Source organism: Sphingomonas sp. 2R-10, assembly GCF_030062225.1.
GTDB lineage: Bacteria > Pseudomonadota > Alphaproteobacteria > Sphingomonadales > Sphingomonadaceae > Sphingomonas.
This window is the reverse complement of the sequence record NZ_JASCXF010000020.1, coordinates 22,351-45,924: the sequence shown is the minus strand read 5'-3', so window position 1 is coordinate 45,924 and position 23,574 is coordinate 22,351. Positions and strand designations below refer to the sequence as shown.

At 68.6% G+C, this 23,574-nt stretch carries 23 protein-coding genes and 1 other RNA gene; 12 read left to right on the top strand and 12 right to left on the bottom strand.

Annotation, left to right across the window (positions count from 1 at the left end):
* Positions 1-91: 91 nt before the first annotated feature.
* A complete protein-coding gene (locus QLH51_RS10860; protein ID WP_125658725.1) occupies positions 92-1,228 on the bottom strand; it encodes a mechanosensitive ion channel family protein in 1,137 nt (378 codons plus the stop codon).
* 9 nt (positions 1,229-1,237) lie between these two features.
* Positions 1,238-2,269, bottom strand: a complete 1,032-nt coding sequence (locus QLH51_RS10855) for a DNA topoisomerase IB (RefSeq protein WP_125658728.1) — start codon at positions 2,267-2,269, stop codon at positions 1,238-1,240.
* Between the two features lie 108 nt (positions 2,270-2,377).
* Here QLH51_RS10855 and QLH51_RS10850 point away from each other — a divergent pair, with 108 nt between their 5' ends.
* On the top strand, positions 2,378-2,932 hold the full coding sequence (locus QLH51_RS10850) for a type 1 glutamine amidotransferase domain-containing protein (protein ID WP_125658731.1): 555 nt from the start codon (positions 2,378-2,380) through the stop codon (positions 2,930-2,932).
* 413 nt (positions 2,933-3,345) lie between these two features.
* Here the strand turns inward: QLH51_RS10850 and QLH51_RS10845 are convergent, their stop codons facing one another.
* The 4 genes from QLH51_RS10845 to QLH51_RS10830 all read right to left on the bottom strand — a co-directional run bounded on the left by QLH51_RS10845 (position 3,346) and on the right by QLH51_RS10830 (position 7,239).
* Entirely contained in the window at positions 3,346-4,401 is a 1,056-nt protein-coding gene (locus QLH51_RS10845) for an acyltransferase family protein (protein WP_125658734.1), read from the bottom strand.
* Positions 4,398-5,753, bottom strand: coding sequence for a DUF5935 domain-containing protein (locus QLH51_RS10840; protein WP_125658737.1), 1,356 nt, complete (start codon positions 5,751-5,753; stop codon positions 4,398-4,400). The genes QLH51_RS10845 and QLH51_RS10840 overlap by 4 nt, the downstream gene beginning before the upstream one ends.
* Positions 5,746-5,886 (bottom strand): hypothetical protein, encoded by a 141-nt coding sequence (locus QLH51_RS10835; protein ID WP_164516163.1) that lies wholly within the window; start codon positions 5,884-5,886, stop codon positions 5,746-5,748. The genes QLH51_RS10840 and QLH51_RS10835 overlap by 8 nt, the downstream gene beginning before the upstream one ends.
* A 210-nt stretch (positions 5,887-6,096) precedes the next feature.
* Positions 6,097-7,239, bottom strand: coding sequence for a glycosyltransferase family 4 protein (locus tag QLH51_RS10830; RefSeq protein WP_125658740.1), 1,143 nt, complete (start codon positions 7,237-7,239; stop codon positions 6,097-6,099).
* A gap of 91 nt (positions 7,240-7,330) precedes the next feature.
* Between QLH51_RS10830 and QLH51_RS10825 the strand changes: the two genes are divergently transcribed.
* The 7 genes from QLH51_RS10825 (at position 7,331) to QLH51_RS10795 (ending at position 12,514) form a co-directional block, all read left to right on the top strand.
* Positions 7,331-7,543: a DUF2945 domain-containing protein gene (locus QLH51_RS10825; protein WP_125658743.1), complete on the top strand. Its 213-nt coding sequence runs from the start codon at positions 7,331-7,333 to the stop codon at positions 7,541-7,543.
* A 38-nt stretch (positions 7,544-7,581) separates the two neighbouring features.
* Positions 7,582-8,949, top strand: a complete 1,368-nt coding sequence (gene radA / locus QLH51_RS10820) for a DNA repair protein RadA (RefSeq protein WP_125658746.1) — start codon at positions 7,582-7,584, stop codon at positions 8,947-8,949.
* A gap of 63 nt (positions 8,950-9,012) precedes the next feature.
* Entirely contained in the window at positions 9,013-9,534 is a 522-nt protein-coding gene (locus QLH51_RS10815) for a CvpA family protein (protein ID WP_125658749.1), read from the top strand.
* A gap of 53 nt (positions 9,535-9,587) precedes the next feature.
* Positions 9,588-10,025 (top strand): iron-sulfur cluster assembly scaffold protein, encoded by a 438-nt coding sequence (locus QLH51_RS10810; RefSeq protein WP_125658752.1) that lies wholly within the window; start codon positions 9,588-9,590, stop codon positions 10,023-10,025.
* Entirely contained in the window at positions 10,025-11,806 is a 1,782-nt protein-coding gene (locus tag QLH51_RS10805) for a cation:proton antiporter domain-containing protein (protein ID WP_125658755.1), read from the top strand. The genes QLH51_RS10810 and QLH51_RS10805 overlap by 1 nt, the downstream gene beginning before the upstream one ends.
* 13 nt (positions 11,807-11,819) lie before the next feature.
* Positions 11,820-12,182 (top strand): diacylglycerol kinase, encoded by a 363-nt coding sequence (locus tag QLH51_RS10800; protein ID WP_125658758.1) that lies wholly within the window; start codon positions 11,820-11,822, stop codon positions 12,180-12,182.
* The gene (locus QLH51_RS10795; protein ID WP_125658761.1) at positions 12,179-12,514 is read left to right on the top strand and encodes a DUF423 domain-containing protein; all 336 of its coding nucleotides are present in this window, start codon (positions 12,179-12,181) and stop codon (positions 12,512-12,514) included. The genes QLH51_RS10800 and QLH51_RS10795 overlap by 4 nt, the downstream gene beginning before the upstream one ends.
* Positions 12,515-12,592: 78 nt before the next feature.
* On the opposite strand, the gene QLH51_RS10790 is transcribed toward QLH51_RS10795, so the two are convergent.
* From QLH51_RS10790 to QLH51_RS10780, 3 genes are all read right to left on the bottom strand, one after another.
* Positions 12,593-13,024 (bottom strand): GNAT family N-acetyltransferase, encoded by a 432-nt coding sequence (locus tag QLH51_RS10790; RefSeq protein ID WP_283514546.1) that lies wholly within the window; start codon positions 13,022-13,024, stop codon positions 12,593-12,595.
* 163 nt (positions 13,025-13,187) lie between these two features.
* Positions 13,188-14,684: an anthranilate synthase component I gene (gene trpE, locus QLH51_RS10785; RefSeq protein WP_125658767.1), complete on the bottom strand. Its 1,497-nt coding sequence runs from the start codon at positions 14,682-14,684 to the stop codon at positions 13,188-13,190.
* Positions 14,681-16,633: a peptidylprolyl isomerase gene (locus QLH51_RS10780; RefSeq protein WP_125658770.1), complete on the bottom strand. Its 1,953-nt coding sequence runs from the start codon at positions 16,631-16,633 to the stop codon at positions 14,681-14,683. Before QLH51_RS10780 ends, trpE begins: the two co-directional genes overlap by 4 nt.
* Positions 16,634-16,761: 128 nt before the next feature.
* Here QLH51_RS10780 and tpiA point away from each other — a divergent pair, with 128 nt between their 5' ends.
* From tpiA to ffs, 3 genes are all read left to right on the top strand, one after another.
* On the top strand, positions 16,762-17,508 hold the full coding sequence (tpiA, locus tag QLH51_RS10775) for a triose-phosphate isomerase (protein ID WP_125658773.1): 747 nt from the start codon (positions 16,762-16,764) through the stop codon (positions 17,506-17,508).
* A gap of 387 nt (positions 17,509-17,895) precedes the next feature.
* Entirely contained in the window at positions 17,896-18,315 is a 420-nt protein-coding gene (locus QLH51_RS10770) for a hypothetical protein (RefSeq protein WP_206429077.1), read from the top strand.
* Positions 18,316-18,353: 38 nt separating this feature from the next.
* Positions 18,354-18,448: signal recognition particle sRNA small type (gene ffs, locus QLH51_RS10765), an RNA gene on the top strand.
* Here the strand turns inward: ffs and QLH51_RS10760 are convergent.
* Together QLH51_RS10760 and parE are read right to left on the bottom strand one after the other, a co-directional pair.
* A complete protein-coding gene (locus tag QLH51_RS10760) occupies positions 18,448-19,779 on the bottom strand; it encodes a serine hydrolase (protein ID WP_125658776.1) in 1,332 nt (443 codons plus the stop codon). The two genes, ffs and QLH51_RS10760, sit on opposite strands and share 1 nt — an antisense overlap.
* 63 nt (positions 19,780-19,842) lie before the next feature.
* Complete coding sequence (parE, locus tag QLH51_RS10755) at positions 19,843-21,822, bottom strand: DNA topoisomerase IV subunit B (RefSeq protein WP_125658779.1); 1,980 nt, start codon at positions 21,820-21,822, stop codon at positions 19,843-19,845.
* An 87-nt stretch (positions 21,823-21,909) separates the two neighbouring features.
* Between parE and QLH51_RS10750 the strand changes: the two genes are divergently transcribed.
* Positions 21,910-22,722 (top strand): outer membrane protein, encoded by an 813-nt coding sequence (locus tag QLH51_RS10750; protein WP_164516164.1) that lies wholly within the window; start codon positions 21,910-21,912, stop codon positions 22,720-22,722.
* 48 nt (positions 22,723-22,770) lie between these two features.
* Here the strand turns inward: QLH51_RS10750 and QLH51_RS10745 are convergent, their stop codons facing one another.
* Positions 22,771-23,523, bottom strand: a complete 753-nt coding sequence (locus QLH51_RS10745; protein WP_125658784.1) for a GcrA family cell cycle regulator — start codon at positions 23,521-23,523, stop codon at positions 22,771-22,773.
* Positions 23,524-23,574: the final 51 nt, after the last annotated feature.

Sequence of the window (23,574 nt, the reverse complement as noted above, 5' to 3'; positions counted from 1 at the left end):
CCAAGCATTTCCGGACCGAGAACAGGAAAAACGTTCATCCAGTCACTGATCAGCCAGACCCTATGTTCGAAAAATGCTACGGACGTGCGGGTTACGGATCGACGATCGTCCCGTCCGCCCGCGCGCTCAGGTTTACCTGCGTCGGATAGGCGATCTCGATCCCCTCAGCGGCGAAGCGGCGCAGGATGGCGATGCCGACCGCGGTGCGCCCGTCGTAGAAGGCGGCATAGTCCGCGCCGGTCGAATCGAACAGCAGCTCGAAATCGATGCTCGACGCGCCGAACCCGATCAGCCCGCAGCGCACGAACACCCGTTCCTCGCCTTCGACCACCGCGCGCAGCAGCGCGGGGATGCGGGCGCAGGTCTCGGCATCGGTCTGGTACGTCACGCCGATCACGAATGACGCCCGGCGGTGCGCGCGGCGGGTGTTGTTGGTGATTTCCTTGTCGAGCAGGTTCTTGTTCGAAATGATCCGCTCCTCGCCGGTGACGGAGCGGATGCGCGTCGATTTCAGCCCGATCTCGGCGATCGATCCGTTGGTCTGGTCGTAGCTGACATTGTCGCCGCGGCGGAACGGCTTGTCGAAGATGATCGACAACGCGGCGAACAGGTCGGCGAAGATGCCCTGCGCCGCAAGGCCGATGGCGATGCCGCCGACGCCCAGCCCGGCGACGAGGCCGGTTACGTTCACCCCGAGATTGTCGAGCACGACGATCAGCGCGATCGCGAACAGCGCGAAGGTGACCAGCAGCCGGATCAGCCCCATCGCCGATGCCAGCGCCTCGCCATGATAATGGTCGCTCGCCGTCCGCCGCTCGACCGCGCCCAAAATCACCTCGCGCGCCCAGATCGCCGCTTGGAACACCGCAGCAACGGTGAACAGGAACTCGATCGTCCGGGTTACCATCGGCGGCGCGCTGGTATAGCCGTCGACCAGCTTGGCGGCGAGCATCACCATGAAGAACAGCCCGGTCCGCCCGATCGCGCGCGCGACCACGCTGCCCCATCCGGCGCGGTCGTCCCTCGCCAGCTTCATCCCCCAGCGCCGCACCAGCAGCAGCACCAGCACGATCGCCACGCCGATGCCCAGCGCCACGAGCACCTGCAACCAGTTGTCGGCGATCCACCGCGCGCTGTCCTGCAACAGCAGCCGCGCCTGCGCCTGCGCCTGATCGGTGTTGAAGCTCTTTTCTACCGTCGCGGCGGGCGGTGCGGTGTTGGTAGTCATGTGGTCCTCTCAGGCGGCGGCGGCGACGTCGTCATGCGCCTCCAGCAACGCGATCAGCCCGCGTTCGTGACGGCTGAGATGCCGTGCCGATCGCGGCAGGCGCAGCGTTTCGCGAAACGCGCTCTGCCCGTCCTTCACCAGCGTCACCAGCAGCGGATGGACATAGGATTTTCGCGCGATGGCGGGGGTGTTGCCCAGTGCATCGACGACCGGACCCAGCATCGTCTTCAGGCTGATATCGTCCGCTGCCTCGGCCAGCGAGGTGAAGGCCAGCACGCTCGCGCCCCAGGTCCGGAAATGCTTGGCGGTGAAGTCGTCGCCCATCGCCGCGCGGATATAGGCGTTGACGTCGCTGGAGGTGACCGGATGCGTCTCACCCACATCGTCGATCCAGCGGAACAGGTGCTGCCCGGGCAGGTCCTGGCACTTGCGCACGAAGCTGGCGAGCGAGCGGTCGGTGATCGTCAGCACCCGCATCTTGCCCGACTTCGCGCGATATTGCAGTTTCAGCTTCGTGCCGGTCAGCTTCGCATGGCGCTTGCGCAGCGTCGTCGCGCCGAAGCTCTTGTTCACCCGCGCATAGCCTTCGTTGCCGACGCGCACCCGGCCCAGATCGAGCAGACGTACCACCGCCGCCACCGCGCGTTCGCGGCTGAGCACGCGCCTGGCGAGGTCGCGCTCCACCTGCGCGCGCAGCTTCGGCAACTTGCGTCCGAACGCCGCGCACCGGTCATATTTCGCCGTTTCCTGCGCCTCGCGGAAATCGACGTGATAGCGATATTGCTTGCGGCCCTTTTCGTCCCATCCGATCGCCTGGATATGGCCGGTCGGGTCGGGGCAGAACCATGCGTCGCGGTAGGCGGGGGGCAGGCCGATGCGGTTCAGCCGGTCGATCTCTTCGCGGTCGGTGATCCGGTCGCCATCGGCATCGTAATAGCCCCAGCCGCGCGTCAGCTTGCGCCGGGAAATGCCGGGCGCCTCGCAATCGGAAAACACGCAACCGGCGGGGCAGGGGAGGTCGTCGTCGGCGGCTGGTTCCATCGGGCTGTCCCTGCGATTGACCTGATGAATGTTCGGCTCGTCGCTTCGTTCCGGAACCCGCCCGATGCCGACCGGTTAGGGACCGGACCACGCCCCAGGAGATTACCGATGGCCGACCTCGCCAATGCCCGCGTCCTGATCCTCGCCACCGACGGGTTCGAGGAATCCGAATTGTTCGACCCGCGTCAGGCGCTGCTGGATGCCGGCGCGCAGGTAACGCTCGCCTCGATCGGGACCGATCCGATCCAGGGCGTCGTCAACGACAGCGAAGCGGCGCGCAAGATCACGCCGGACCTGACGCTCGACGATGTCGATACCGAGGAATTCGACATGCTGCTGCTGCCCGGCGGCGTCGGCAATCCCGACAAGCTGCGCATGGAGGAACGCGCGGTGGAGATCGTCAGCGAATTCATGGACGACGGCAAGATCGTCGCCGCGATCTGCCACGCCCCGTGGCTGCTGGTCGAGGCGGACGTCGTCGACGGCCGCCGCCTGACCAGCTGGCCCTCGGTCCGCACCGACCTCGAAAATGCCGGTGCCGACGTGGTCGACGAAGAGGTAGTGATCGACGGCAACCTCATCACCAGCCGCAAGCCCGACGACATCCCAGCCTTTTCGAAAGCGGTGATCGAGGCGCTGCAAAGCGAGCTGGCGGAGGCGTGAGGTGAGGGGGCGGGCTGCGGCGTGCCCCATGCCGTACCCCCGCGAAGGCGGGGGTCCAGGGCAGCAGACGCTATCGTCGCGTTCCGGGCTCTGGACCCCCGCCTGCGCGGGGGTACGTGGCTCGGAGGACAAACGTTAGCCACCACACACGTCATCCCAGCGAAGGCTGGGATCTTCCTGTGATAGCGTGCAGCAGGAGCCGATGGAGACCCCAGCCTTCGCTGGGGTGACGTCTCCATGCGGATGGATCAAACTCTAGCCGCGGGGGGCCCCAGCCTGTGCTGGGGCGACGTTTCCTTCAAAATGCCAGGCCGCCACACGTCACGCCGGGCTTGACCCGGGGTGACGCTTCTTTCTCAACCGTCGCAGGAGAAGCGGGACCCCGGATCAAGTCCGGGGTGACGGCGGTAACGCTACGCCACCGCCACCCGCCTGCGGTCCCCGACCCGGTTCAACCACCCCTGCGCCGGCCGCTCGACCCCGCGATACAGCAGTTCCGACGACGCGATCACCGCGACGACATACAGCGCCAGCACCCAGACCGGCGCATTGGCCGCATCGTCGACCAGCAGCAGCTTGAACACGAACCACAGCAGGAAATGGCCGAGATAGGTCGCATAGCTGATCTCGCCCAGCCGATAGAGCGGCCACCATTCCAGCGGATTGCCGCGCCGGTTCGACGTGATCCCCAGCGCCAGCAACAGGCACGCCAGCGCGGGCGGCAGCGCATAGGCTTCGGGCAGCAGCTTCAATCCCCATGCCGCGACCAGCGCCAGCGCCAGCACGCCGGCGATTGCCGCCACCCCGTCGCGCTGTTGCCATCGCAGCCACAGCGCGCCGATCGCGGTCCCCGCCGCGAACTGGAGCACGCAGCGCGCCACCGCAAAGCGTTGCAGGTCGCTCCCCAGCCCGTCCTGGCCGGCAAAGGGCAGGATGCCGACCAGCAGCACCGCGACGAAGGCGACCAGTACGACGCCCGGCACCCGCCGCCAGTCGAACGCCACCGCCAGCAGCGGGAACAGCAGGTACGCGGCGGACTCGGCGCTGATCGACCATGCCGGGTCGTTCCACGCCAGCGGGTCGGTCATGCCCCAGCTTTGCAGCAGCACGATATGCAGCGGCAATTCGGCGAACGGGAAGCGGTCGATGTTGCGTCCGCTCGCCGCCAGCACCACCGCCAGCAGGACCGCGCATCCCAGCACGAACAGGTGCAGCGGCCAGATGCGCGCCATCCGTTTCCACAGGAACCGTCCGGCGACCGGAAATCCGCCCTCGCCGAACCGCTTGCCCCATGACAGCCAGATCACGAAGCCCGACAGAAGGAAAAAGAAATCGACCGCCAGATACCCCTTGGCGATCGCCGATTCGATCGCCGGATGCATCTCCGCCATCGATCCGCGCAGGTGGAACAGCACCACCCACCATGCGGCGAGGCCGCGCGCGCCGGTCAGCGCCTTCAATTCGTTCATGCCGCTACCGCCCCCTTCTTGCGTCGCTGGATCGGGCTCCATGCCTGTTCGCTCCGCTTGCGCGCCAGATAGGTGTCGAGCCCGATCTGCGCGCCGATCAGCATGAAGACGAACGGCTGGAAGGCGATCGCCACGAAATTCGCGCCGAACAGATAGACCACGTGTCCGTTCTGCAGCGCGGCGGCCAGCGGCACGACCCACGCGTCCTCTTCGCCCGCCTTCGCATAGCGCCGCCGCAGCACTTCCATCCGGAACAGCCCGCCCAGATTGATCGCCAGCCACAGCAACAGCCCCGGATAGCCCTGTTCGCCCAGCATCTCGAAATAGGCCGAATGATAGGCGCGACCGGCATCGACCTCGAGGCTGCGCTCGACCGTCCGGTTGGCGCCTTCGCCGACCACCGCGACCTTTTCATAGCGGATGCGGTTCTGGAGATAGGCGACGAACCCCCCGCCGAACGGATTGTCCTGCACATAGTCCAGCGTCCACATCCACACCGCCAGCCGGGTCGATGCCGACGCATCCGATTGATAGGTGCCGATCGTCTCCATCCGCTGGGTGAAGGCCGACGGCAGGAACGGCACCGCCATCACCGCCGCCGCGCCGGCCATCGCCAGATAGGTCAGCCGCCGCTTCACGTCGCGCAGCATCAGCACGCCGAGCAGGACGATGCACAGCAGGCCGGTCCGCGTCGACGTGCCGACCGGGATCAGCAGGCACGAGAATATCAGGGCATAGCAGAAGGCGCGCACCCGCCAGTCGGGGGCGAACACCGTGCCGAACTTGCTGAACCACAGGATCAGCGGGATGATCGCGATCGCCACGGTCGAGATCGTCGATCCTTCGTACAGCCCGGCATTGTTCGACACCATCAGGTTCAGCTCGCCATAGCCGCCGCCCGATCCCAGCGTCTTGATCCCGCCGACGATGATGATCGACGCCGCCGACAGCACCATGAACAGCAGCAGCGATTCGATGCGCAGCCTGGTCCTGAGCGTCAGCGGCAGGAAGATCGCGAAGGCCAGGGCCTTCCACACCCATTCCCATTTGAACTGTGCCTCGACCGGGAAGTCGGCGGTCTTGGTCGTCCACAGGCAATAGAGCAGCAGCGCCAGCATCAGCCCCTGTCGCGGGGCGAGCCGCGTATCGCGCTTGTCGTCGACCACCGCCCACGCCAGCACCGCCAGCCCGCACGCGATCAGCGAGATCGGGATCGAATTGAGCAGCAGATAGGTCAGCCGCTGCGGCGACACGATGTCGATATAGACATAGGTCAGCACGAACACGAACGGCTTTCGGAAACCGGCCGCGAACAGTGCACCGAGGAAGGCGACGAAGACGAGGTCACGCACCGAAGCGATCCCGCCCCTTGCGCGGGTTGTCGTCGCGCACCCGCTCGTCGTCGAGGTCGCTCCGCCGCAGCAACCGCCATGCCGCGACCAGCATCAGGAGGTGGGTCAGCCCCAGCGAGAAATTGTCGATCATCGGCCGGACCCTTCGCGTACCCCCCAGCGATAACCGACACGGGTTGATGCGACGTTAAGCGCACGGGCGGGCAGGAGCCAAGCGTGGGGTGTTTCCCACGCAACCCGATCGTCATCCCGGCGAAGGCCGGGATCTCCCGGTAATGGCGCGCGCGCCTCGCCGCGAAAGGCCCCGGCCTTCGCCGGGGCGACGCCGGCGAGGATCGGTACTCTACCCCCGCGCGATCCGCAGATACGCATCCAGCACCGACTGGTTCGCGCTGTCCCACCGATATTCCTTGGCGGCATCATGCCCCGCCAGCCCCATGCGCCAGCGCAGATCGGCATCCTCGCACAGTCGCGCGATCGCATCGGCATAGGCGGGCACGTCGCGCGGCGGCACGAGGAAACCGGTGGTGCGGTCCTCGACCATGCCGAACGCGCCGGTCGCCCGCGCGGCGACGACGGGCACGCCGGCCGCCATCGCCTCCAGCGTGACGTTGCCGAACGTCTCGGTGATCGACGGGTTGAAGAACACGTCCATCGACGCGACCGCCCGGCCCAGATCGTCGCCCGCCTGGAACCCGGCGAACACCGCATGCGGCACGCGCTCGGCGAACCAGTCGCGCGCCGGGCCTTCCCCGATCACGAGGATGCGGTGCCTGACGCCGCGACGCTGCAACTCGGTCGCGACCTCCGAAAAGACGTCGAGCCCCTTTTCCAGCACCAGCCGCCCGAGGAAGCTCACCGCCACCTCGTCGTCGCCGATGCCCAGCGACCGGCGCCAGTCGAGGTCGCGCATCGCCGGGCTGAACCGCTGATGGTCGACGCCGCGCGACCAGATGCCGATGGGGGAGCCGACCCCCCATTCGCGCAGCAGGTCGGCCATGCCGCGTCCGGGCACCATCACCTGATCGGCGCGGTTGTAGAACCGCTTCGACAGCGCGACCGCCACGGGTTCGAGAAAGCCGATGCCGTAATATTGCGGATAGGTTTCGAACCGGGTGTGGAGCGAGGCGAGGGTCGCGATCCCCTGCGTCCGGGCCCAGCTGAGCGCGCGGTGGCCGAGGATGTCGGGCGCGCTGACATGGACGACGTTCGGCGCGAACGCGGTCAGGTCGGCACGGGTCTTCGCGGTCAGCCCGCGCGCCAGCTTGTATTCGCCGCGCCCGCCCGGCATCCCGTAGGCGGGCACGCTGACCAGATCGCCGGTCGGGGGAAAGGCGGGCTTGTCGGTCGTCGGCGAATAGACGCGCAGCGCGACGCCATGGTCGAGCAGGTGGCGCGCAAGGCGGTTGAGCGCCTGGTTGGCGCCGTCACGGACATAATTGTAGTTTCCGCTGAACATCGCGACGCGGAGCTGGGAAGGCTTCATTTGCGCGCCATAGCGTCGGAACGCCACGTACGCCACCGGAACGCTGTCGCGGCCAGAGGGTTGACCTCGCCGACGAACAGGAGGCGGCAGGATGAGCGACAGCTACCGGAAGGGCCAGACCGTGAAATGGTCGTGGGGCAACGGCACGGCGGAGGGCAAGGTCGAGGAACGCTTCGACCGCCGCGTGCAGCGCACGATCAAGGGCAGCAAGATCACCAAGAACGGCACGAAGGACAATCCAGCCTATCTGATCGAGCAGGACGACGGCACGAAGGTCCTGAAGCGCGGCAGCGAACTGGACTGATATTCCCCTTTCGTTCCGCATCTGCTACCGGCGGCGGCATGGCCAAACCCCAGAAGCGCTATGTCTGCCAGCAATGCGGATCGGTATCCTCGAAATGGGCGGGGCAGTGCGCCGATTGCGGCGAATGGAACACGCTGGTCGAGGATGCCGGCGCGGTCGTGACGCCGTTTTCGGCGCGCCACAACCTGCAAAGCGGCGGCCGGCCGATCCTGTTGTCGGGTCTCGACACCGCCATCGCGCTGCCCGACCGGCTCAAGACCGACATCGCCGAACTCGACCGCGCACTGGGCGGCGGCTTCGTCGAAGGATCGGCGACGCTGATCGGCGGCGATCCCGGCATCGGCAAGTCGACGCTGCTGCTACAGGCCGCCGCGAAGCTCGCACTGGCCGGCAAGTCGGTCGCCTATGTCTCGGGCGAGGAAGCCGCCGATCAGGTCCGGCTGCGCGCCCGGCGGCTGGGGCTCGGCAATGCACCGGTGCAACTGGCGGCGGCGACCTCGGTGCGCGACATCCTCACCACCTTCGGCGGATCGGCGGCACCCGACCTGCTCATCATCGATTCGATCCAGACGATGCACAGCGACCTGATCGAGGGTGCGCCTGGCACCGTCAGCCAGGTCCGCGCGTCGTCGGGCGAACTGATCCGCTTCGCCAAGGAACGCGGCACCGCGGTCGTGCTGGTTGGGCACGTCACCAAGGACGGCTCGATCGCCGGCCCGCGCGTGCTCGAACACATGGTCGACACGGTGCTGGCGTTCGAAGGCGAGCGCAGCCACCAGTACCGCATCCTGCGCGCGGTCAAGAACCGCTTCGGCGGCACCGACGAGATCGGCGTCTTCGCGATGGAGAGCGAGGGATTGTCCGAAGTTTCAAACCCTTCGTCGCTGTTCCTCACCAGCCGTGACGAGAATGTCACTGGCACCGTCGTCTTCCCCGCGCTGGAGGGGACGCGTCCGGTGCTGGTCGAGGTGCAGGCGCTGACCGTCCGCCTCGCCTCCGGTGCCACGCCCCGCCGCGCGGTCGTCGGGTGGGATTCGGGGCGGCTGGCGATGATCCTCGCGGTGCTGGAGGCGCGCTGCGGCCTCGCCTTCGCCACCGCCGAAGTCTATCTCAACATCGCCGGCGGTTACCGGGTGACCGATCCCGCCGCCGACCTTGCGGTCGCCGCCGCGCTGGTGTCGGCGCTGTCCGAACGCCCCGTTCCCGCCGATGCGATCGTGTTCGGCGAGATCGCGCTGTCGGGCGAGGTCCGCCCGGTGGCGCACGGCGCGCTGCGGCTGAAGGAGGCCGGCAAGCTCGGCTTCGCCCGCGCGCTGGCCCCGGCGAACCAGGCGGAGGGCGGCGCGGTCAAGCTGTCCGGGTTCAAGGATTTGCCGCGGTTCGTCGACTATATGCTCGGCCGGTGAACGATCCCGGGGAGGATTAGCAGCCGCTCGACAATCCCCCCGTCGCCCGGCATAGCCACGCCCATGGGCCTGACCTCGCTCGACATCGCCGTTCTCCTCACCGTCGGCGGCGCGGCGGTGCTCGGCTTCATGCGCGGCTTCGTCACCGAAGTCCTGTCGCTCGGCGCATGGGCGCTGGTCGTGATCGCGCTGAAACTGTTCCACACCCCCGTTGCCGCCGCGCTGGTCGGGCCGACCGGGACCGCGGGCGGCGCGGCGACGCTCGCCTTCGCGCTGATCGCCGGCATCGGCTATTTCGCCGGACGCCTCGTCGCCAACGGCATCGGCCGGCGGACCCGCGCCTCGGTCCTGGGGCCCGTCGACCGCGCCCTCGGCTTCGGCTTCGGCGCGGTGAAGGGGCTGATCCTCGTCAGCCTCGCCTTCCTGCTGCTCCTGCTCGCGGCCGACTTCATCGGTGGCGGGCCGACGCGCCGGCCCGCGTGGATCAAGGACGCCCGCACCTACCCGCTGCTCAACGCCACCAGCACCAGCGTCGTCGACTTCATCGATCGTCGCCGCCGCGGCGAGCCGGTGTTCGGCGAGTAGAAAACGACAGGGGGCGACTCGCCACCGTCACGATCGCGCCCTACATCCCGCGCGTGACCGCAAATCTCTACAACACCGAAATCCTCCGCCTCGCCGCCGAAACCGCGCAGGCCGTCCGCTTGCCCGAGCCCCACGCCTCGGTCGAGAAACGCTCAGCCGTTTGCGGCAGCCGCGTGACCGTCGACATCGCACTCGGCGACGACGGCCGGGTCGCGGCGGTCGGCATGCTGGTGCGCGCGTGTGCGCTGGGACAGGCATCGTCGGCGCTGCTCGCCCGGCAGATCGTCGGCAAGTCACCCGCCGACCTCGCCGCCGCCAGCGACGCGCTGGCCACATGGCTGGCCGGGGAGGGGGATGCGCCCGACTGGTCCGGCCTGACGCTGTTCGAACCGGCGCGTCCGCACAGCGCGCGCCACGCCTCGATCCGCCTCGCCTTCGAGGCCGCTGCCGAAGCCGCGGCGGTCGCCGCCGGCCAGCGAGCCGCCGCCTGATGGAACACGGCACCGCGTCGCTGCTCCATGATTTCGCCCCGTTGCTGGGGGCGGCGCTGGTGTTCGTACTGATCTTCCGCAAGCTCGGGCTGGGCGCCACGCTCGGCTATCTCGTCGCCGGATCGGTCGTCGGGCCGCAGGTGCTGGGCCTTGTCGGCAACGCCGAATCGAAACTGGCCATCGCCGAACTCGGCATTACCCTGCTGCTGTTCCTCGTCGGGCTGGAGCTCAGCCCCTCGCGGCTGTGGCAGATGAAGCGCGACATCTTCGGCCTCGGCCTGTTGCAGGTCGTGCTGTGCGGCGTCGCGATCACCGGCGTCGTCTGGCTGGCGACGCATTTCAGCTGGGCTGCGGCACTGGCGCTGGGCCTGCCGCTGGCGCTGTCGTCGACCGCGCAGGTGCTGCCGATGCTGCAATCGGCCGGGCGCATGAAGACGCCGTTCGGCGAGCGTGCCTTCGCCATCCTGCTGTTCCAGGACCTGTCGATCGTCCCGCTCATCACCATTGTCGCCGCGCTGTCGCGCAACCCGGCCGATGCCGCCGGCCCGCCGGGCTGGCAGCTGGCGCTGTGGACCGTCGGCGCGGTCGTCGGCCTGATCCTCGCCGGCCGCTTCCTGCTACGCCCGCTGTTCCGCCTGATCGGCAATATGGGCGAGCGCGAGATGTTCGTGTTCGCCGGGCTGTTCACCGTCATCGCCAGCGCGGCGGTGATGCAGTCGCTGGGGCTGTCGACCGCGCTGGGCGCGTTCATCGCCGGCGTGATGCTGGCCGACAGCCCGTATCGTCACGAACTGGAGGCCGATGTCGAGCCGTTCCGCTCGATCCTGCTCGGCCTGTTCTTCCTCGCGGTCGGCATGATGCTCGATCTCGGCGCGATCATCGAACGCCCGGTCTTCGTGGTCGGCATGGCGCTGGCGCTGATCGCGACCAAGGGGCTGGTGATCTTCGGCATCGGGCGGTTGTTCGGCATGCCGTGGCGCGGTGCGCTGGCGTTGGGCCTGTTGCTCAGCCAGGGCGGCGAATTCGGTTTCGTCCTGTTCGCGCAGGCGCAGAACGCGCTCTTGATCGCACCCGAGGCGGCCAGCGTCTTCGGCGCGATCGTCACCCTGTCGATGGCGACCACGCCGTTCCTGATGATGGCCACGCGCCGGTTCCGCGCCGATCCCGAGCGGAAAGACGGCATGAAACCCGAAGGCCCCCGGCATGACGGCGCCAGCGCGGTCGTGGTCGGCTATGGCCGCTTCGGACAGACCGTGGCGCAGATGCTGCTGGCGCAAGGGATCAGCGTCACCGTGATCGACCGCGATGTCGAGATGATCGAGATCGCCGGCAGTTTCGGGATGAAGGTCTATTATGGCGACGGCACGCGCATCGACCTGCTGCGCCTTGCCGGTGCGCAGGATGCCGAATTGCTGCTTTTCTGCACCGACGGCGATCCGTTCGACGCCGCCACGATCGACGCGATCCATCAGGCGTTTCCCGCGCCCGGCATCTTCGTGCGTGCCTATGACCGCCGCGCCGTCATCAAGCTGGTCGACGCGCCGGTGCTGGGCGTGTTCCGCGAAGTACTCGACTCCGCCGTCACCATGGCCCGCGCGGCGATGGTCAGCGTCGGCGTCGACGATGGCGAGATCGACCGGACCGAGGACCTGTATCGCAAGACCGACGCGAAGCGCCTGCTGCAACAGTCGGAAACCGGCGACCTGAAACAGGGGCGCGAGATGATCTTCACCCATGCCCGTGTCAGCGCGGCGTCCGGCACGGTGGCGGACGAGGGTTGATGGAGAGGATGGCATGAAGGGTCGGCCGTTGCGTGAGCGACTGGGCTTCGCGATCGCGGGGCTGCGTGTCGGCTGGCGTCGTGAGGCCAGCTTCCGCACCCATCTCGCCTTCGCTGCGGCGGCGATTGTTGCCCTGCTGGCCCTGCGGCCGGCACCGTCGTGGTGGGCACTGGTCGCCGTGACCATTGCGTTGGTTTTGGCACTCGAACTGCTGAACGCTGCGCTGGAAGGCGTAATCGACTTGTTGCATCCCGGCTATCATGCCGAGATTGGGGCCGTAAAGGATATGCTGGCAGGTGCCGTGCTGATCGCTGCGATTGCTGCGCTGCTGGTCGCCACGGCGATGGTCGTTGATACTCTGGAGTTGTTGTCATGAACCTCCTGCTCCTCGCCGCTGCGCTGTCCGGCGCCATGGCCGTCGCCGCCGGTGCGTTCGGGGCGCATGGCGCGTCCGGTCCGGCGGTCGAGTGGTTCAAGACCGGCGGCCAGTATCAGCTCGCCCATGCAATCGCTGCGATGGTCGCGCTGAACCTCGGCGCGCGCGGACCCGGCTGGCTGTTCGTCGCCGGCGGCCTGTTGTTCGGCGGATCGCTTTACGCGATGGCGCTGGGCGGGCCGCGGGGGGTGCTGGGGCCAATCACCCCGCTCGGCGGACTGGCGATGATCGTCGGCTGGCTCTGGCTCGGCTGGATCGCGCTGCGGCGGTAGCGGCGGGGGCGTACGAACCACTTTCCTACACCCCGGCTCCCGCCTACCCTCGCCAGCGCTCTTTCTCCGGTAAACCGCTCACACCACGATGCCGTACGTCAGGAACCGCGCATCGCGTTCCCATCCGGCACGCACGTACAGCGCGTGCGCGGCACTGTTGTCGACCGCGGTCTGCAACGTCATCCGCGTCGCGCCGCTTGCCCGCGCATGGTCGCACGCCGCTTGCAGCAATGCTTCCCCCACGCCGCCGCAGCGGACCTCGGGCCGGACGAACAGGTCGTTCAGGATCATCGTCGGCGCCATCCGCACCGACGAGAAACACGGATAGAGCTGCGCGAACCCCGCATCGTCCGCCGCCAGCAGGATCACCGACTGGTCGCGCTCCAGCCGTTCGGTCAGGAACCGCCGCGCGCCGTCGGGATCGCTGCCCATATCATAGAACTGGCGATACGCATCGAACAGCGGCACGATGCGATCGATATCGTCCAGCGTCGCACGGCGGATGGTCACCATGGCTTTCCTCGTTCACGACCGCGCGGTGTCAACATCCGCGCGGCGATGGAAATGACGTTCACCCGACGAGCCACGCGATATCAAACGGTTGCGCGAAACCCGCCGCCCGACACCATAACCCGGCGACCTTAACGTAGCGCAACCTTCGCCAACTTCCGCGCTATTGTCCGAAGCGCACCTTCGCCGCCTGCGCCACGGCCTCGCGTGCCGCCGCCAGCAGCGCGCCGGCCTTCGCCTCGCACTCGCGCTGTTCGGACGCGGGATCGCTGTCGGCGACGATGCCCGCGCCCGACTGGACATGCATCATCCCGTCCTTGACCACCGCGGTCCGCAGCACGATGCACGAATCCATCGACCCGTCGGGACTGAAATAGCCGACCCCGCCGGCATAGGCACCGCGGCGTTCCTGCTCCAGTTCGGCGATGATCTGGCACGCGCGCACCTTGGGCGCGCCCGACACGGTGCCCGCCGGGAACCCGGCGAACAGCGCATCCAGCGCATCGGCATCGTCGCGCAGGGTGCCGACGACGTTCGATACGATGTGCATCACATGGCTGTAGAATTCGACCATGTAGCTGTCGGTCACCCGCACGCTGCCGGTCGACGCGACCCGACCGACATCGTTGCGGCCAAGGTCGAGCAGCATCAGATGCTCGGCGCGCTCCTTGGGATCGGCCAGCAGGCTGGTCCGGTTCGCCGTGTCCTCCGCCGCGGTGGCGCCGCGCGGCCGCGTGCCGGCGATCGGCCGGATCGTGACCTCGCCGTCGCGCAGCCGGACGAGGATTTCCGGGCTCGACCCGGTGAGCGCAAAGCCCGGCAGGTCGAGGTGATAGAGGAACGGCGACGGATTGATCCGCCTGAGCGCTCGGTACAGCTCGAACGGTTCGAGCGGGAAGGGCGTGGTGAAGCGCTGCGCCAGCACCACCTGAAAGATGTCGCCCGCCGCGATATATTCCTTCGCCGCCGCGACCATGTCGCCATAGCGCCCGGCGGGGAGCGTCGGCGTCAGCACCGGCTCGGGCAGGTCGTTGCGCCGCACCGCCGGGGGCAGGATCGCGGCATCCAGCGCCGCCGCCGTCGCCTCGATCCGCTCCGCCGCCGCATCGACGCTGCCGTCCGGCCACACCGGCGCGACGACGAACAGCGTGTCGGACAGCCGGTCGAACACCAGCAGCACCGTCGGCCGCACGAACATCATGTCGGGCAGGCCCAGCGGATCGTTCGCCGCCTGCGGCAGGTGTTCGACCAGCCCGACCGTTTCATAGCCGAAATAGCCGACCAGACAGGCAAGCGCGCGGGGCAGGGGGGCGGGCACGTCCATCCGGCACTGTGCGACCAGCGTGCGCAGCGCCGCCAGCGTCGGCTCGCCGCAATCGGCAAAGGCGTCGCGATCGGTCAGCCAGCGGTCGTTGATCGTCGCCCGGTGGCCTTCGGCCCGGAAGACGAGGTCGGGAGCCAGCCCGAGCAGGCTGTAGCGTCCGCGCACCGACCCGCCCTCGACCGATTCGAGCAGGAAGTCGCCGCGGCCCGGCTGCATCAGCTTGAGCGCGGCGGCGACCGGCGTTTCGGTATCGGCGACCCGCGTCGCCCACAGCAGCGCCGGGCGCCCGTCCGCCAGCGCGGCACGGGCGGCGGCGAGCCCCTCTACGCCGGTCATTGCGCGGCAGCGGGAGCGGCGCCGCCGACCAGTTCGTTGCGGACCCGGTTGATCGCCTGCTCGTTACGCTGCACGCCGACCTGCCGGCGCACCGCCTCGACGAACTGCTCCGCATATTCGTTGCCGGTCAGTCGGCCCAGCTCGCGGCCGACACCGGTGATCGCCGCCTTGTCGTTCGCGGCGTTCCCGCGCTGGATGTTGTCCAGATAGACCAGCAGCCAGCCTTCGCCATTGGGCGCCGCCGTCAGCCGCGCCTTCCTGGGCGCCATCGAGAACATCAGCGACAAGGCCGGCGGCACCTGCGGACCCAGCTGGGCCAGCTGCGCACGCGACGCCGTCACCGGCCGCGGGGCGGGCAGCCGCAAGCCCGCCTGCGCGACCGCGGTGCCAAGCGGCATGCCGCCATTCACCTTGTTCAGGATCTGCTGCGCCACCGCCCGCGCCGCCTTCAGCGCCTGGTCCTGACGATATTGCCCGGCGACCTGATCGCGGATTTCAGCCAGCGGGCGCGGCGCGGCGCGGGTGACGTCGCCGGTCGCGACCAGTGCGAAGGTGCCGTCGGCCGCCGTCTGCACGATCTGCGGCGCGTCGCCCGCTTCCGATGCGAACCCGGCCTCGATGATCGGCGCGAGCCTGGGGTCGGGCTGGGCCGGCCTCATCGGGTCGATGCCTTGCGCGGTGACCGGCGGCGTCGCCTGCGCGCTGAGCCTGGCGTCGGCGACGATCTCGTCGAACGTCGCGCCATCGGTGATGCCGCCGTCGATCTTCTCCTGGATCGCGCCCAGCGCCGTCGCGCCCTTGGTCTTGCTCAGCTCGGCGACCAGTTCCGGGCGCGCCTGTTCCAGCGTCTTGCCCGGCACCTGCGTCACCGCGTCGACCTTCAGCACGACGAAGCCCAGCGGCGAGCGTACCGGGCCGACCACGGCACCCTGTTGCGCGGCAAACGCCGCGTCGGCGACGGCGGGCGACGTCCTGCCCGCCAGCTGTCCGCGGGTCTGCCCGGCAAGGGTCGTCGCCTCCAGCCCGATCGCACCGGCGGCAGCGCCCGGCGCCTGTCCGCCGCGCACCGCCTGCGCCAGCTTCGTCGCCGCCGCCTGATCGGCGACCACGACCTGTGTCACGCTGCGCGTCTGCGACGGGGCGAAGCGGGCGGCATTGGCCCTGTAGGCGGCCTGCACCTCGGCATCGCTGGGCGCCGCCTGCGCGGTGACGCTGGCGGGGGTGACGATCGCATAGCGGATCACGCGGCGCTCCGGCACGGTGTAGCGCGCACGGTTGGCGGTGTAATAGGCCTGCAGCTGCTGGTCGGTCGGTGCGGCCGGCGCGGGGAAGGCACCGGTCGGCACGATCGCCACCTGTCCGGTGCGCGCTTCCTTCGCCAGCGACGCATAGGGCAGCGCCAGCTGCTGCGGCAGGAAGCTGCTCTCGATCGTCCGCTCCAGCATCAGCCGGGTCAGCGTCGCGCGGCGGATGTCGTCGCGCAGCTGCTGCGGTGTGATGCGGGCACGCGACAGCGTTTGTTCGAACGTCTGCTGGTGGAACTTGCCGTCCAGCCCCTGGAACGCGGGCAGGCTGGCGATCTGTCCGTCGACGTAGCGATCGGACACGACCAGCCCGTGCTCCTGCGCGAACTGGCGCAGCGCGGCATCGGAAATGGCGCGGTTCAGCGAGCCTTCGAATCCGCCGCGCGCGATATATTGCGCGGTGTCGAGGCCGGGCTGGCGCTGCGCCGCCTGCTGCACGTCGCCGCGAATCCGTTCGGTCAGCGCGGTGTCGGTGATCTTGTCGTCGCCGACCGTCGCGATGGCCGCGCCGCTGCCGCCCATCGACGCCGGGCGCAGGCCGTTGAGATCGGCCACCGCGAAGCCGATGGCGATCACCGCCAGCAGCAGCAGGCCGACGAAGATGCCGACCTTCGACTTGGTCATGCGCCTGAAGAAACCGAGCATCCGTGCAACCGATCGAAAGGAATGGGAGGATGCCGCTTTAGAAGGCGGTTGCCGCCGCTTCAAGGTTGCGCGAAACGCCAGAGCCGCTATCGGCTGTAGAACATGTAAAACGCCGGGGAGCCATCGGTATGAGTCGTCGCAAGCTGGTCGCGGGTAACTGGAAGATGCACGGGCTGCGCGGACAGCTGGCGGAGATCGAGGCGATCGACGCCGCCGCCGCCGCTGCGCCGAAGGTCGACGTCGCGCTGTGCGTGCCCGCGACGCTGGTCCATCATGCCGCCGCCGTCGCAAAGGTGCTGCGGATCGGGGGGCAGGACGTCCACGCCAACGATCGCGGGGCGCACACCGGCTGCGTGTCGGCCGAGATGCTGGCGGAGGCCGGTGCGACGATCGTCATCGTCGGCCACAGCGAACGCCGCGCCGACCAGAACGAAACCAGCCACGACGCGTGGGCCAAGGCGGCGGCGGCGCGCCGACAGGGGCTGGACGTCATCCTGTGCTGCGGCGAGACCGAGGCCGAGCGCGACGCCGGACGTGCCGAGCGCGTGGTGCAGGCGCAGATCGAGAAGTCGGTACCCGAGGGGGCGAGCGGCGACTGGTTCACCCTTGCCTATGAACCGCGCTGGGCGATCGGCACCGGCCGCACCCCGTCGCCGGACGAGATCGCGCAGGTCCACGCGATCGCCCGCGCCAAGCTGCGCCAGATGGTGGGCGACGCCGCCGACGGCATCCGCATCCTCTATGGCGGATCGGTCACCGGCGCCAACGCCGCGACGATCTTGGCGATCGACGACGTCGATGGCGCGCTGGTCGGCGGCGCGAGCCTGACCGCGGACAAGTTCGTGCCGATCATCGAGGCGGCAGCGACGCTGTAATCGGGCGTTCGGCCTTCCGTCGGTCGACCACCTTGCCGATTGAAGCGCCTGCCGCTGCCCGTGACCCCGGAACTGTTCGAGACCTCTGCGAAAGTCTTCAATCCGTACCCCGGCGCAGGCGGGGGGCAGAGCCAGGTATAACAACGGCTTGCGCTCGTGACCCTGGACCCCCGCCTGCGCGGGGGTACGCGAGAAGGCGAGGAATCGAGACTTTCGCAGAGGTTTCGACGCGAAGTCCGGGGGAACGGGGTCGCCGCCCCGGTCGCCGACCTTCGGCCCGCGCCAACGGTCGCAGCGGGGATTGCGCCGGCAACGAACCGGCGTCAGCATGCGTTCAGGCAGTCGATGCTATCGACGGCATCGACCATTCATCGCGGGACCCCGACCATGCGCCTGTTCACCCTGTTGTCCGTCATGCTCCTCGCCGGCAGCGCGATTCCGGTCGGCGCACAGGATCGCGCCGCGCAGCGTGCGGCGGCCGGAGAGGCGGCGCTGTCGCGTATCACCGCGGGGCGGACCAGCGACCGGCCGGTCGACTGCATCAACCTGCGCAACATCCGATCGAGCGAGATCGTCGAGGACACGGCGATCGTCTATCGGATGAACAACGGCACGCTGTACGTCAACCGGCCGGCGGGCGGCGGGCTGCTCGACCGCGACGACATTCTGGTCACGCGGACCATCGGCACGCAGCTGTGCCGGATCGACATCGTGAATCTGGTCGATCGCAATTCGCGGATGTTCAGCGGGTCGCTGTCGCTCGGCGATTTCGTCCCGTACTCGCGACTGCCGCGCAACCGCGACTGATCCTCTTGCGCACGCCGCGCGCTTGGCCCATATGGCGCGCGGGAGTCGGGCGGACGATGCCGTCGCCAACCCGGTCAGGTCCGGAAGGAAGCAGCCGCAACGATTTCGCAGCGGGTCGTCCGGCTCCCACCCTCAACGCGGCGCGGCAAGTTCCAGCGCGCGACCCATCAGTCCGGTGAACCGCAGCGTGTCGACGTCCCTTGCCGGATCGTTGACCCCGCCCGCCAGCGCATGCCACGTCCCGTCCTTGCCCTGTAGCAGGAACGCCATCGTCAGCACGCCGGGCTCCGAACCGCCCTTGTAGCCGACATAGCGCCAGCCGCCGGTCGCATCGGGCAAGCCTGGGTTCTTCGACAGGATCGCGCGCAGATCGGCACCCGCCGCCCCGTCCATATGCCGGCGCAGCCAGTCCAGCGCACGGATCAGGTCGTTCGGGCTGGCGAACCATTCCAGTTCGGCGATGCGCAGCGGCGTGCCGTTCTGAAACAACGTCGCGGGTATCGCGGCGATCGGGGTATCGCGGACCGTCCCGTCGAGGAACGCGCGTCGCGCCGCCGGCGGCAGCGCCAGATACCGCGCGCCCAGCGCGCCGCCGTCCACGCCCTTCAGCTTGAACAATTCCAGCGCTCCCAGAAACGGGACGTTGCGCGGTGCCCCGTCGGTGAAACCGACGACGGGCAGCATCGCCTCGACCTTTTGCCGCCCGAGATGGAACAGCAGGATGTCGGTCGCGCTGTTGTCGCTGACCGAGATCATCCGCTCCGCCAGCGCGCGAAGCGGGATGCGCGTGCCCTTTGGCTGTTGCGCATAGCCCCCGCCGGGCAGCGCCGACCCGTCCAGCGTCACGACATCGCTCCACTTGCGCTCCCCCGCCTCGATCGAGCGGACGAGTTCGGCGAGGATGACGAGCTTGAACGCAGAGCCGATCGCGATCGGGGTCGTCGCTGCCCGCGACGCCGATAGCTTCGGCGCGGCATCGCCCAGTCGCGCCAGCGCGAACACGGTGGTTCCCGGCAGCGTCGCCAGCTGTTCGATCACCCCGTCGATCGTCGCCGCGCGGGGGCCGCGGGGTTCGGCGCCTTTGAACAGCAATCCGGTGATCTGGTACGGCGCGTCCCCGGCGATCACGATATCCGCGTTCATGACACCGCGTTCGAAGCCGATCTTCAACGTGGCGTGCAGCGGGTTCGTGGGCTCCAGTTGTTCGATCCGCGTCGGCTGGCCGAGCGCGGCGATGACCTGTGCGGTCAGCCTGTCGAACTGCGCCTTGGGTATCGCCGCGCGGAACGACGGGGCGAACAAGGTCTCATACTCGCCGGTGCCGCGCAGCAGGGCGACCAGCGCATCCGATTGTCGGACGATCATCGGCGTGGGGGTGGTAACCGACGTCACCGCTGCCGGCGGTGGCGTGGCAGGCGCCGCCGCCTGCAACATCAAGGCGATCATGCCCGTCGCGATACCCATTCCATATCCCCCTCGATCCCGTGCAAGATCATGGAAGGCGGGGCGAAAAGGGTCAATCGGCGATCAGGCGTCGATCACCTCGTCGTCCAGCCGCGCCGCATTTTCCTGGATGAAGGCGAAGCGGTGCGCCGGGTTGGTTCCCATCAGCCGGTCGACCAGATCCTTCACCGCCGCACGCTCCTCATATTCCTGCGGCAGGGTGATGCGGATCATGCTGCGGGTTTTTGGGTCCATCGTCGTTTCGCGCAGCTGGCCGGGGTTCATCTCGCCCAGCCCCTTGAAGCGGCCGACCTCGACCTTCTTGCCCTTGAACGCGGTGCGTTCCAGCTCGGCGCGGTGGGCGTCGTCGCGCGCATAAAGCGACTTGGCACCGACGGTCAGGCGATAGAGCGGCGGCTGCGCCAGATACAGGTGCCCGCGCCGGACGATGTCGGGCATCTCCTGAAAGAAGAACGTCATCAGCAGCGTGGCGATATGCGCGCCGTCGACATCGGCGTCGGTCATGATGACGATGCGTTCGTAGCGCAGCGCGTCGGGCTGGCAGTCCTTGCGCGTGCCGCACCCCATGGCGAGGACCAGGTCAGCGATCTCCTGATTGGCCAGGATCTTGGCACTGGTCGCCGAGGCGACGTTCAGAATCTTGCCGCGGATCGGCAGGATTGCCTGCGTCTTGCGGTCGCGCGCCTGCTTGGCCGAACCGCCCGCCGAATCGCCCTCGACGATGAACAGTTCGGTGCCGGCGGGATCGTCGGAGGCGCAGTCGGTCAGCTTGCCGGGCAGGCGCAGCTTGCGCGACGAGGTGGCGGTCTTGCGCTTGACCTCGCGCTCGGCCTTGCGGCGCAGGCGTTCGTCCATCCGGTCCAGCACCAGCCCGAGCAGCGCCTTGCCCCGCTCCATATTGTGGCTGAGGAAATGGTCGAAATGGTCGCGCACCGCCTTTTCGACGAGACTGGCGGCCTCGACGCTGGTCAGGCGGTCCTTGGTCTGGCTCTGGAACTGCGGGTCGCGGATGAAGACCGACAGCATCAGCTCGCACCCGACGGTGACGTCGTCGGCGGACATGTCCTTCGCGCGCTTGTTGCCGACCAGATCGGCGAAGCCGCGCAGGCCCCGGACCAGCGCCTGCCGCAACCCCTGTTCGTGCGTGCCGCCATCGGGGGTAGGGATGGTGTTGCAGTAATAGCTGTAGCTGCCGTCGCTCCACAGCGGCCATGCCACCGCCCATTCGACGCGGCCCTGATCCCCCGGAAAGTCCTGCGTGCCGGTGAAGAAATCGGCGGTGGCGCATTCGCGGCCGCCGATCTGTTCGCGCAAATGGTCGGCAAGGCCGCCGGGGAACTGGAACACCGCTTCGGCGGGGACGTCGCTGCCCTCGACCAGTTCGGGCGCGCATTTCCAGCGGATCTCGACGCCGGCGAACAGATAGGCCTTCGATCGCACCAGCTTGTGCAGGCGCGCCGGCTTGAACTGGAGATCCGCGAATATCTCCGCGTCGGGGGTGAACGCGACCAGCGTGCCGCGCCGGTTGGGGGCGGCGCCGACATGTTCGAGCGGGCCGATCGTCTGCCCCTGCGAGAAACGCTGGCGATACAGTTGCCGGTCGCGCGCGACCTCGACCACCGTATCGACCGACAACGCGTTGACGACCGAGATGCCGACGCCGTGCAGGCCGCCCGACGTCGCATAGGCCTTCCCCGCGAACTTGCCGCCCGAATGGAGCGTCGACAGGATGACCTCCAGCGCCGACTTGTCGGGAAATTTCGGGTGCGGATCGACCGGAATGCCGCGGCCATTGTCGATGATGGTCAGGCGGTTGCCGACGTCCAGCTGCACCTCGATCCGGGTCGCATGGCCGGCGACCGCCTCGTCCATCGCGTTGTCGAGCACCTCGGCGGCAAGGTGGTGCAGCGCGCGCTCGTCGGTGCCGCCGATATACATGCCCGGCCGGCGACGCACCGGCTCCAGCCCCTCCAGCACTTCGATCGACGATGCGTCATAGGCGGGCGTGGCGGGGATATTCGCTTCGAACAGATTGTCGGCCATGCCCGCGCTATAGAACGAAACGGGACTGTCCGCAAAGCACGCGACGCGGGGCCGGCCTCGCCGGATTCCTGGCCGATGCCAAAATTTATGCTGCATCGCGGAGCGCTCACGGCGCTCGCCCGTTCGACCCGGCAACAACGGTGGAAGGTGTATCGTATGCGGTTGCGGGTGCTGGCGGCGATGGCGACGAGCATGGTGGCGACCTCGTCCTTCGCGCAGGACCGGATGTGGCGCGGGGGCTATGCCGGGATCAGCGCCGGGCTCGATTTCGCACACGAGGAACGCGAGGCGCCGTTGCAGCGCGATACCGACCTCGACGGCATTTTCGCCGACACCGGCCGGACGACGTTCGCCGCCATGGCGTGCAGCGGCCGCACGGCATCCGCGCCCGTCGGCTGCCGGCGCGACAGCGAGCGCTCCGGCTATGGCGGGCATGTGGGGTACGATCTCCAGTTCGGCGATGTCGTGGTCGGCGCGGTGGGCGAATTCGGCCGCAGCAATATCGGCGAGCGGAACGCCGGGAACGACCGGGCGGCGCTGCGCCAGCGTATCGTGCGGTCGATGGACTGGAGTACGCAGGGGCGGCTGCGTGCCGGCTATGCGCTGGGCGACACGCTGCCCTACGTCACCGGGGGTGCGGCCATGGCCCGGATCGATCGCGGGCCGGCGACGGATCGGGCGGGCGATCATGACCGGAGCAATGGCTGGGGCTGGACCGCGGGGGCCGGGCTCGATCAACGGGTGTCGGAGCGGTTCTCGATCGGCCTGCTCTATACCTTCACCAGCGTGACCGACCGGTCGCGTTCCGCGGGCGAGCGTCTTCCGCTTGCCGACGTAACCCCCGGCGATCGCCGGTTCGACTGGCACAGCGCGCGCGTCCGGGCGAACTTCCGCTTCTGACGCACCGACGAAAAAGCCGCCCCGTCGCGAACGGAGCGGCTTCGGACATCAGCGGACGCGCGGGCCGCCATAGGGGAGCGGCGGCGGCGGGCGCCGGTCGCGGCGCGGCAACTGCGCCTGATAGGCATGGCCGCAATGGTCGACGCAATAGGGGAAACCGGGGTTCACCTTGTCGCCGCAGAAATGGAAATCGGGTTCGCCCGGATGGCCGATCGGCCATTTGCAGATGCGGTCGTTCAGGTCGAGCAACGTGGTCTTGCCCGCGATCGCATCGCTCGGCCGTGCCGGCACGAGGCGGCGCGGCGGGGCGGGGGTCAGCGGGGCGCTCTGTTCGCCGGGGTTCTGGCGCAGGAAGCCACCGGGGCCGACCGAGCGCATCACCGGTTCGGCACGACGCGGCGCTGCAACCGGGGCGTCTTCCTCTTCCTCGTCGTCCTCAACCGCGTCGGCCTGTTCTTCCTCGGGCAACGGGGTGAAGGGATCGTCCTCGACCGGCGCGGCTGCAACCGGTTCGGGGGCAGGCGCAGGTTCGGGGGCCGGCTTTGGCGCGGGCGGCGGCGGCGGTGGTGCGGCGACGACCGGCGCGGGTTCGGGTGCTGCGGGCTTCGGCGCGGGTGCTGCCGCCTTGGCCGCATCGTTCGACCGCACCGGCGACGGACGCGATTGCAGGCCCAGGCGATGCGCCTTGCCGATCACCGCGTTGCGGCTGATCCCGCCCAGTTCCTCGGCGATCTGGCTGGCGGTCATCCCCGATTCCCACATCTTGGCCAGCGTCGCGATGCGTTCTTCGGTCCAGCTCATGCCCGTCTTCGTCCTTCAATTCGCCCGTGCGCGCCGCGACCATCGTCCTTG

Coding starts and splice junctions, on each gene's coding strand:
- QLH51_RS10795 (WP_125658761.1), top strand. CDS start 12,179: ATGAACCTCCTGCTCCTCGCCGCTGCGCTGTCCGGCGCCATGGCCGTC.
- QLH51_RS10845 (WP_125658734.1), bottom strand. CDS start 4,401: ATGAACGAATTGAAGGCGCTGACCGGCGCGCGCGGCCTCGCCGCATGG.
- parE (WP_125658779.1), bottom strand. CDS start 21,822: ATGGCCGACAATCTGTTCGAAGCGAATATCCCCGCCACGCCCGCCTAT.
- QLH51_RS10815 (WP_125658749.1), top strand. CDS start 9,013: ATGGGCCTGACCTCGCTCGACATCGCCGTTCTCCTCACCGTCGGCGGC.
- QLH51_RS10835 (WP_164516163.1), bottom strand. CDS start 5,886: ATGATCGACAATTTCTCGCTGGGGCTGACCCACCTCCTGATGCTGGTC.
- QLH51_RS10850 (WP_125658731.1), top strand. CDS start 2,378: ATGGCCGACCTCGCCAATGCCCGCGTCCTGATCCTCGCCACCGACGGG.
- QLH51_RS10855 (WP_125658728.1), bottom strand. CDS start 2,269: ATGGAACCAGCCGCCGACGACGACCTCCCCTGCCCCGCCGGTTGCGTG.
- QLH51_RS10750 (WP_164516164.1), top strand. CDS start 21,910: ATGCTGCATCGCGGAGCGCTCACGGCGCTCGCCCGTTCGACCCGGCAA.
- tpiA (WP_125658773.1), top strand. CDS start 16,762: ATGAGTCGTCGCAAGCTGGTCGCGGGTAACTGGAAGATGCACGGGCTG.
- QLH51_RS10760 (WP_125658776.1), bottom strand. CDS start 19,779: ATGGGTATCGCGACGGGCATGATCGCCTTGATGTTGCAGGCGGCGGCG.
- QLH51_RS10780 (WP_125658770.1), bottom strand. CDS start 16,633: ATGCTCGGTTTCTTCAGGCGCATGACCAAGTCGAAGGTCGGCATCTTC.
- QLH51_RS10770 (WP_206429077.1), top strand. CDS start 17,896: ATGCGCCTGTTCACCCTGTTGTCCGTCATGCTCCTCGCCGGCAGCGCG.
- trpE (WP_125658767.1), bottom strand. CDS start 14,684: ATGACCGGCGTAGAGGGGCTCGCCGCCGCCCGTGCCGCGCTGGCGGAC.
- radA (WP_125658746.1), top strand. CDS start 7,582: ATGGCCAAACCCCAGAAGCGCTATGTCTGCCAGCAATGCGGATCGGTA.
- QLH51_RS10860 (WP_125658725.1), bottom strand. CDS start 1,228: ATGACTACCAACACCGCACCGCCCGCCGCGACGGTAGAAAAGAGCTTC.
- QLH51_RS10745 (WP_125658784.1), bottom strand. CDS start 23,523: ATGAGCTGGACCGAAGAACGCATCGCGACGCTGGCCAAGATGTGGGAA.
- QLH51_RS10825 (WP_125658743.1), top strand. CDS start 7,331: ATGAGCGACAGCTACCGGAAGGGCCAGACCGTGAAATGGTCGTGGGGC.
- QLH51_RS10830 (WP_125658740.1), bottom strand. CDS start 7,239: ATGAAGCCTTCCCAGCTCCGCGTCGCGATGTTCAGCGGAAACTACAAT.
- QLH51_RS10805 (WP_125658755.1), top strand. CDS start 10,025: ATGGAACACGGCACCGCGTCGCTGCTCCATGATTTCGCCCCGTTGCTG.
- QLH51_RS10800 (WP_125658758.1), top strand. CDS start 11,820: ATGAAGGGTCGGCCGTTGCGTGAGCGACTGGGCTTCGCGATCGCGGGG.